Source organism: Streptosporangium sp. NPDC023825, from assembly GCF_040639575.1.
In the GTDB taxonomy this organism is placed as follows: Bacteria; Actinomycetota; Actinomycetes; order Streptosporangiales; family Streptosporangiaceae; genus Streptosporangium.
The window spans coordinates 161,724-169,266 of record NZ_JBFAAE010000013.1; the positions used below are offsets into that span (position 1 = coordinate 161,724).

The 7,543-nt window shown below is 71.2% G+C and carries 5 protein-coding genes and 1 pseudogene; 4 read left to right on the forward strand and 2 right to left on the reverse strand.

What is annotated here, in order from left to right; translation table 11 throughout:
• Positions 1-61: 61 nt before the first annotated feature.
• Positions 62-700, reverse strand: coding sequence for a TetR/AcrR family transcriptional regulator (locus AB0G15_RS15055; protein WP_362839296.1), 639 nt, complete (start codon positions 698-700; stop codon positions 62-64).
• Between the two features lie 86 nt (positions 701-786).
• Here AB0G15_RS15055 and AB0G15_RS15060 point away from each other — a divergent pair, with 86 nt between their 5' ends.
• The 4 genes from AB0G15_RS15060 to AB0G15_RS15075 all read left to right on the forward strand — a co-directional run bounded on the left by AB0G15_RS15060 (position 787) and on the right by AB0G15_RS15075 (position 7,282).
• Positions 787-1,617, forward strand: coding sequence for an arylamine N-acetyltransferase (locus AB0G15_RS15060; RefSeq protein WP_362839299.1), 831 nt, complete (start codon positions 787-789; stop codon positions 1,615-1,617).
• Between the two features lie 247 nt (positions 1,618-1,864).
• Positions 1,865-4,474 (forward strand): bifunctional FO biosynthesis protein CofGH, encoded by a 2,610-nt coding sequence (locus AB0G15_RS15065; protein WP_362839302.1) that lies wholly within the window; start codon positions 1,865-1,867, stop codon positions 4,472-4,474.
• Between the two features lie 87 nt (positions 4,475-4,561).
• The gene (locus AB0G15_RS15070) at positions 4,562-6,316 is read left to right on the forward strand and encodes a substrate-binding and VWA domain-containing protein (protein ID WP_362839304.1); all 1,755 of its coding nucleotides are present in this window, start codon (positions 4,562-4,564) and stop codon (positions 6,314-6,316) included.
• 105 nt (positions 6,317-6,421) lie between these two features.
• Entirely contained in the window at positions 6,422-7,282 is an 861-nt protein-coding gene (locus AB0G15_RS15075) for a tetratricopeptide repeat protein (RefSeq protein WP_362839307.1), read from the forward strand.
• Positions 7,283-7,425: 143 nt separating this feature from the next.
• On the opposite strand, the pseudogene AB0G15_RS15080 reads toward AB0G15_RS15075, so the two are convergent.
• Positions 7,426-7,543 (reverse strand): annotated as a pseudogene (locus AB0G15_RS15080) (IS630 family transposase); the annotation flags it as partial.

Genomic DNA, 7,543 nt, shown 5'->3' on the forward strand with positions numbered 1-7,543 from the left:
TACGAATGCCTAGGTCACGATGAGACCGGCCGCTCGCTCCGAGGGTTCTTCGGCTCGAGTCTCAGGGCACGTCGAGGTCGTCGGCCGTCGGGCCTCGCCCCGGAAGCGGAGTGGGGGTACTGGTGCGCAGGCCGTCGAGGACGATCGCGAGGGAGCGCTCGGGATCGTCCACCCCGTCGGGCAGGTTGGGCAGCGGGCGCAGCACTCGGGCCAGGAGGAGGGCGAAATCACCGCTGGTGAGGTCGGGGCGCACGGCGCCCTCGGCCTGGGCGCGGCTCCACATCCGGTCGAGGGCCTGCATCAGCGACCGGCGCAGCCGGACGTTCTCCGGGTCGGTGCGCAGAGCGTCCCAGGCCGACGCGAACCAGGCGGAAAGGCGGTAGGCCAGCAGCAGGTCGGCGGTGGTCGTGCGGACGAAGCGGCGCAAGGCGCCCCAGCCATCGGGCTCCTCGGCCTCGGCGGCCTGAGCGGTGTCCACCACCCGGCGCAAGTCGTCGAGGGCGATGGCCTGGATCAACGCGTCTCGGTGGGGAAAACGGCGGTAGACGGTTCCCACGCCCACGCCCGCTCGGCGCGCGACGTCGTCCAGAGACACCTTGGGGCCGTGTTCGGCGATGAGGCCGCGGGCGGCGGCGAGAAGCCTCTCGCGGTTGCGGCGCGCGTCGGCTCGTAGCCCGGCCGCGGGGTCGGTAGCGGTCACCTGCCCATCATAAGTGGAATTTTTTCTCCGATTTTTGATAGCTTCAGAAATGGAAGAAATTCTCCACTTATGCGAAGGAGATCCCCATGTCCATCGACGCGATCCTGGAGCGCATCGGCCACAGCGGACCGTTCCGCCCTGACGTGGAAACCCTGCGGGCCCTGCACGCCGCGTGGCGGCGCACGGTCCCCTACGAGAACATCGACATCCAACTCGGCCGGGACATCCGGCTGGAGCCGTCGGCCCTGATCGCCAAGTTCGGCCCCGACCGACGGGGCGGTACCTGTTACCAACTCAACGGCGCGCTCGCGCTGCTCCTGCGCGGCGCCGGATTCAGGGTCACCGTGCACGAGGCCGCGGTGCGGCGGCGCTCGGGCGGCGAGACGGAATGGGGCGGCCACATCGCGCTCCTGGTCCACCTGGACGCCGGCACATGGCTGGCCGACGTGGGGATCGCGGACGGTTTCGTGGAACCCCTCCCCCTGCGTGAGGGCGTCCACCACCAGGGGCCGCTGACCTATCGCTTGGAGCGCGTCGACGCCACTACGTGGCGCTGGTACCACCATGAGCGCGGGTCCATCCGCTCTTACGACCTGCGCACCGCTCCGCGCCGGCTAGCCGACTTCACCCGGCGTGCGACCACCCGCGCCGCAGGCTCCCTCATGGAACGGCTGCTCATCGCTTACCGCCTCTGGGATGAACGTTCGGTGACGCTGCTGGCCCGCACGGTAACCGTCGCAACCTTGGACGGCACCCATGTCGAGCGCCGCGTGCTCGGCGACCGGGATTCGTTCGCCGCCGCCCTCGCCGACGACATCGGGGTCCCCCTGGCCGACCTCGGCCCCGAGGGCATCGACACGTTGTGGAGCCGCACCACCCACCAGCACGCCGAATGGCTGGCCCGCCAGGAGGCATGACGCGCCACGATCATCCGAGACCGGCACGCCGTACAGGCCGGACGAGGCGGCGACATCGGCCTGCGGAACCGGCGGCGCGGAACGCGAATCTCAGCGATCATGCCTCAGATGCGACGAGACGCGGCGGCTCCCGCCCTTCCCCTGCCGCGAAGTCTTGACAACGAGATCCGCATGTTGGAGAGACGCCGATCCGCCCGAGCGGGCACCCGCCGCCCCATACGTTCGTGTCGCGCCGTACTGTGCCGTCATGAGCGCTAACCCCACCGACAACGCGATGCGCCGGGCTCTGGCCAGGGCCCGCGACGGCAAAGCTCTCGATATCGCCGAAGCCACCGTCCTGCTGCACGCGCGGGACGAACATCTGCAGACCCTCCTCGACCACGCCGGGAGGGTGCGGGACGCGGGCCTGGAGGCGGTCGGGCGGCAAGGGATCATCACCTACAGCCGTAAGGTCTTCATCCCCCTGACACGGCTCTGCCGCGACCGCTGCGGATACTGCACGTTCGCCACCGCGCCGCACAAGCTGGAAAGCCTGTTCCTGAGCCCCGACGAGGTGCTGGAGATCGCCAGGCAGGGTGCGGCGATGGGGTGCAAGGAGGCGCTGTTCACCCTGGGCGACCGGCCGGAGGACCGCTGGCACCAGGCCCGCGAGTGGCTGGACGCGCACGGCTACGACGACACGCTGTCCTACGTCCGCGCGATGGCCGTGCGGGTGCTGGAGGAGACCGGGCTGCTGCCGCACCTGAACCCGGGCGTGATGACCTGGCAGGACCTGCAGCGGCTCAAGCCGGTCGCGCCCTCCATGGGCATGATGCTGGAGACGACCTCGCGGCGGCTCTTCGAGGAGAAGGGGCAGGCCCACTACGGCTCGCCCGACAAGGACCCCGCCGTGCGGCTGCGCGTGCTGGAGGACGCCGGGCGGACGAACGTGCCGTTCACCAGCGGCATCCTCATCGGCATCGGGGAGACGGTCGAGGACCGCGCCGAGTCGCTGTTCGCGCTGCGCAGGGTGGCGCGCGAGTACGGCGGCATCCAGGAGATCATCGTCCAGAACTTCCGCGCCAAGCCCGACACCGCGATGCGCGGCATGCCGGACGCCGACCTGCAGGAGCTGGCCGCGACCATCGCGGTGACCCGGCTGGTGCTGGGGCCGAAGATGAGGGTGCAGGCCCCGCCGAACCTGGTCGACTCCGAGTACGAGCTGATGATCAGGGCGGGCATCGACGACTGGGGCGGCGTCTCGCCGCTCACGCCCGACCACGTCAACCCCGAGCGTCCCTGGCCGCAGATCGACGACCTCGCCGCCCGCACGGCCGCCGCCGGGTTCGCGCTGCGCGAGCGGCTCACCATCTACCCCGAGTTCGTGCTGGCGGGGGAGCCCTGGCTCGACCCGAGGCTCAACGCGCACGTGGCCGCCCTGGCGGACCCGGAGACCGGGCTCGCCCGCGAGGACGCGGTCCCGACCGGCCGCCCCTGGCAGGAGCCGGACGGCGGTTTCGTCTCCGTGGGCCGCGTCGACCTGCACACGGCCGTCGACACCGAGGGCCGCAGCGCCGACCGCCGCGACGACTTCGACAATGTGTACGGCGACTGGGAGGCGCTGCGGGAGCGTCTGCCCGCCGCCTCCTCGATCGTGCGGGGTGACGTGCGGGAGGCGCTCAGGCAGGCCGAGAGCGACCCGGCGCGGCTGAGCGACGCCCAGGCGCTCGTCCTGCTGGACCTCGCCGGCGACCAGAACGGAGCGGGTGCCGACGACGCGGCGCTGGACGAGCTCTGCCGGATCGCCGACGGCCTGCGCCGGGAGGCGGCCGGCGACGACGTCACCTACGTGGTGAACCGGAACATCAACTTCACCAACGTCTGCTACACCGGCTGCCGCTTCTGCGCCTTCGCGCAGCGCCGTACCGACGCCGACGCCTACACCCTCTCGCTGGAGCAGGTCGCCGACCGCGCCTGGGAGGGGTGGCAGGCCGGGGCGACCGAGGTGTGCATGCAGGGCGGCATCCACCCCGACATGCCCGGCACCGCGTACTTCGACATCGCCAGGGCGGTCAAGGCCAGGGTGCCGGAGATGCACGTCCACGCGTTCTCGCCGATGGAGGTGATCAACGGCGCCAGCCGCACCAACCTGTCCATCGAGGACTGGCTGGTCGCCGCGAGGGAGGCGGGCGTCGACTCGCTCCCGGGCACCGCGGCCGAGATCCTCGACGACGACGTCCGCTGGGTGCTGACCAAGGGCAAGCTTCCCACCAGGGAGTGGGTCGAGGTGATCTCCACCGCGCACCGGGTCGGCATCCCGACGACCTCCACGATGATGTACGGCCACGTCGACAACCACGCGCACTGGGTGCAGCACATCCGGCTGATCCGCCGCATCCAGGAGGAGACCGGCGGGTTCTCCGAGTTCGTGCTGCTGCCGTTCGTCCACCACAGCGCCCCCATCTACCTGGCGGGGATCGCCCGCCCCGGGCCGACGGCGCGGGAGAACCGGGCCGTGCACGCGCTGGCCCGCGTCCTGCTGCACGGCGCGATCGCCAACATCCAGTGCTCGTGGGTGAAGCTCCAGGACGGGCTCTGCCGCGAGGTGCTGCTGGGCGGGGTCAACGACCTCGGCGGCACGCTGATGGAGGAGACGATCAGCAGGATGGCCGGGTCGGAGAACGGTTCGTTCAAGACGATCAGCGAGATCGAGGCCATGGTCGCCCCGACCGGGAGGCCGGTCCGGCAGCGGACCACCTCCTACGGCGTGCCGGACGCCGGACGGGTGGCCGCGGCCAGGGCGAGCGACGGCGTCTGCCGCAGCGTCCGCCCCAACGCCCTCCCGCTGCTCTCCCTGGAGCCGTCGGCGAAATTATAACGAGTTCTACATCTGTCCGTCTTCCGTGAGGGGTTCGTGGGCACAATCATCATTCCCTTGTAGGCATATGTAGGGAGAGGTACGGGTTTGTCCTCCTCCGGTCGACACCGCGTGGCCGCCGGCATCGAGCGGCGCCGGCGTCAGGCTCGCCTGCGCCTGTCACTGGCGGCGGTCGCGGTCGCGGTCGCCTTGGTGGGCGGTGCCGCCCTGGTGTCCGGCCGGGTGGGGAACTCGTGCTCGTCCCGCGACCCGGTGCTGGTCGGCGTCGCCGCCGCCATCGACATCGCCCCGGCCGTCATGGAGGCGGCGGGGCGGTTCAACCGGAGCCGGACGGGCGTCGACGGCCGGTGCGTGCTGGTGCAGGTGACCGAGCAGCCGCCCGCCACCGTGCTGCGGACCCTGCTCGGCGGCACCGCGGGGGTGCTCAGCCGCCGTCCCGACGGCTGGATCTCCGACTCCTCGGCCTGGATCCGCCTCGCCCGCAAGCAGGGGGCCGCGAACCTGGCCGGAACCGAGACCGTCGTGGCGACCTCGCCCCTGGTCTTCGCCACCCGCAAGTCCCTCGCCCGGCGCTTCGCCCTGGGCAGGACCGACATGAACTGGCGGATGGTCTTCCCCTCGACCACCCGCGGCCGGATCCGGCCCAACGAGAACGAGCCCGACGTGGTCCGCGTCCCCGACCCGTCGCTCGCCGGGGCCGGGATCGCCACCGTGGCCGCGGCCAGGGACGTGGTCGGCAGCGGCCCCGAGGCCGACCGGGCGCTCACCGCGTTCGTCCGCTGGGCGCAGGCGGGGTCGGCGCCCGACTACCGGAGCATGCTCGCCACCGTCGACGACCGCTCCTTCTGGAAGCGGCCGGTGGTGATCGTGCCGGAGTCCGCGGTGTGGGCGCACAACCGCCTGCCCTCCGACGACCCGGTGGTCGCCCTGCACCCCCGCGAGGGAACGATCAACCTCGACTACCCGTACGTGGTCACCTCCTCCGACGAGGCGAAGGCGAGCGGGTCGCGGGCCTTCGCCGCCTGGCTGCGCTCCCCGGAGACCCAGGAGGGGGCCCGCAGGGCGGGGTTCCGCTCTGCCGACGGCTCCCTGGGCCCGTACTCACCCGGTCCCGAGATCCCCACCGAGGCGCCCCGCACCCGCCCGACCATCCTGCCCGCCATGATCGACGAGGCGCTGGAGGCGTGGAGCAGGCTCGCCCCGCCGACCAACATCCTGGTCATGACCGACACCGGCAGGCACATGGCGGAGCCGATCAGGGGGCAGAAGGGGAAGACCAGGCTGACCGTCGCCCTGGAGGCCGCCAGGCTCGGCCTGCAGCTCTTCCCGGACTCGACCCACATGGGCCTGTGGGACTTCTCCTCGGCCAGGGGCAGGGACCAGCGCGAGCGGGTGCGCATCGGCCCGGTCGTCGAGCCCGACGGCGGGCAGGTCGTCCGGCGCGGCCGCCTGGAGGAGCTGACCCGCACCCTGCGCGCCTCCTCCAAGCAGCCCAGCGCCCTGTACGACTCGATCCTCGCCGGGTTCCGGGAGATGACCGAGGTCTACGACGAGGACATGAACAACACCCTCGTCGTCATCACGGCGGGAAAGGACGACGGCAAGGGTGTCTCGGGCACCGGCCTGGTGCGGGCGCTGCGCGAGGAGTGGGACCCCGAGGCGCCGGTCCAGGTCGTCGTCCTCGCCTTCGGCACCGACCTCGACCGCGCGGCCCTCACCCAGGTCACCTCCGTCACCAACGGCTCCCTGCACGTCGCCCAAGGCCCCGAGGAGATCATCGACGTCTTCCTGTCCGCCCTCGCCAGGCGGCTGTGCCACCCCACCTGCCGCACCCCCGCCTGAACGGCGTTCGTCTCGCTCACGACCAGGTCGACATGGTGAAATGTGATGCTTTATTGGCGCATCACCGCCTACGATCGCTGGTGATCTAGAGAGAGGGCTGAGTTTGTGAGTGAGGCGAGTTCGGGGGACGGCGGGCAGCGGCGGAGGCTGCTCATCGAGCGTGCCAAGACCTACACGGAGATGGAGCGCTTCGAAGAGGCCGCCGCGGACCTGACCGAGGTGCTCCGGCTCGACCCCGCCGACGACATCGCGTGGGCCAACCGGGGCGAGCTGTACCGGAGGATGGAGCGGTTCGAGGAGGCCGTCTCCGACTTCGACCGCGCGATCGAGATCGATCCGGAGTACGCGTTCGCGATCGGCAGCCGGGGCCAGGCCCACGCGGCGCTCCACCGGCCCGCCGAGGCGCTGGCCGACTTCGACCGTGCGATCGAGCTGACCCCGGACCAGGTCTGGCTCCTCGGCGACAGGGCGAGGCTGCTGCGCGGGCTCGAGCGGTACGACGACGCGGAGACCGACCTGATGCGCGCCATAATGCTCGCTCCCGAGGACGCCGACCTGTACAACGCCCGCGGCGACCTGTACTACCAGATGGACCGCTACGCGGACGCGATCACGGACTTCTCCCACGCCCTGAGCCTGGAGCCGAACAGCGTCTGGGCGCTCGTCTCGCGCGGGGAGACGCACCGCATGATGGACGCGTTCGACGAGGCGCTCGGAGACCTGAACCACGCCCTCCAGCTGGAGCCCGACAACGACCGCGCCCTGGCGAGCCGCGGCGCGGTCCTGCACGAGATCGGGCGGGACGAGGAGTCGGTGGCCGATCTCAGCAGGGCGATCGAGCTCGACCCCGAGTACACCTGGGCCTACATCCGCAGGGGCGAGGTCCTGCGCTCCCTCGGCCGCTACGAGGACTCGCTCGTCGACATCAACCGGGCGATGGAACTCGACGGGGACGGGGAGGGCTGACCCGCCGGGACCGGTCCCGGGCGGGTCCGAACCAGGCCCGGACGGTGAGGCCCGGCCCCTGGAAAGCACCGCCTGGACAGGGCCCTGCCTGACCGGGCCCCGCCGGAACCAGGCCCCGGGCGGGTCCGGCGGACGACGAGGTCCTAGTGTCCTGCGTCAGAAATTCGTCGGCAATATCTGGCGAGTGATTCGAGGATCTCTTCGGCGGTCTTCTTCCAGACAAATGGGCGTGGGTTGTCGTTCCAGTCGGCGATCCAGGCG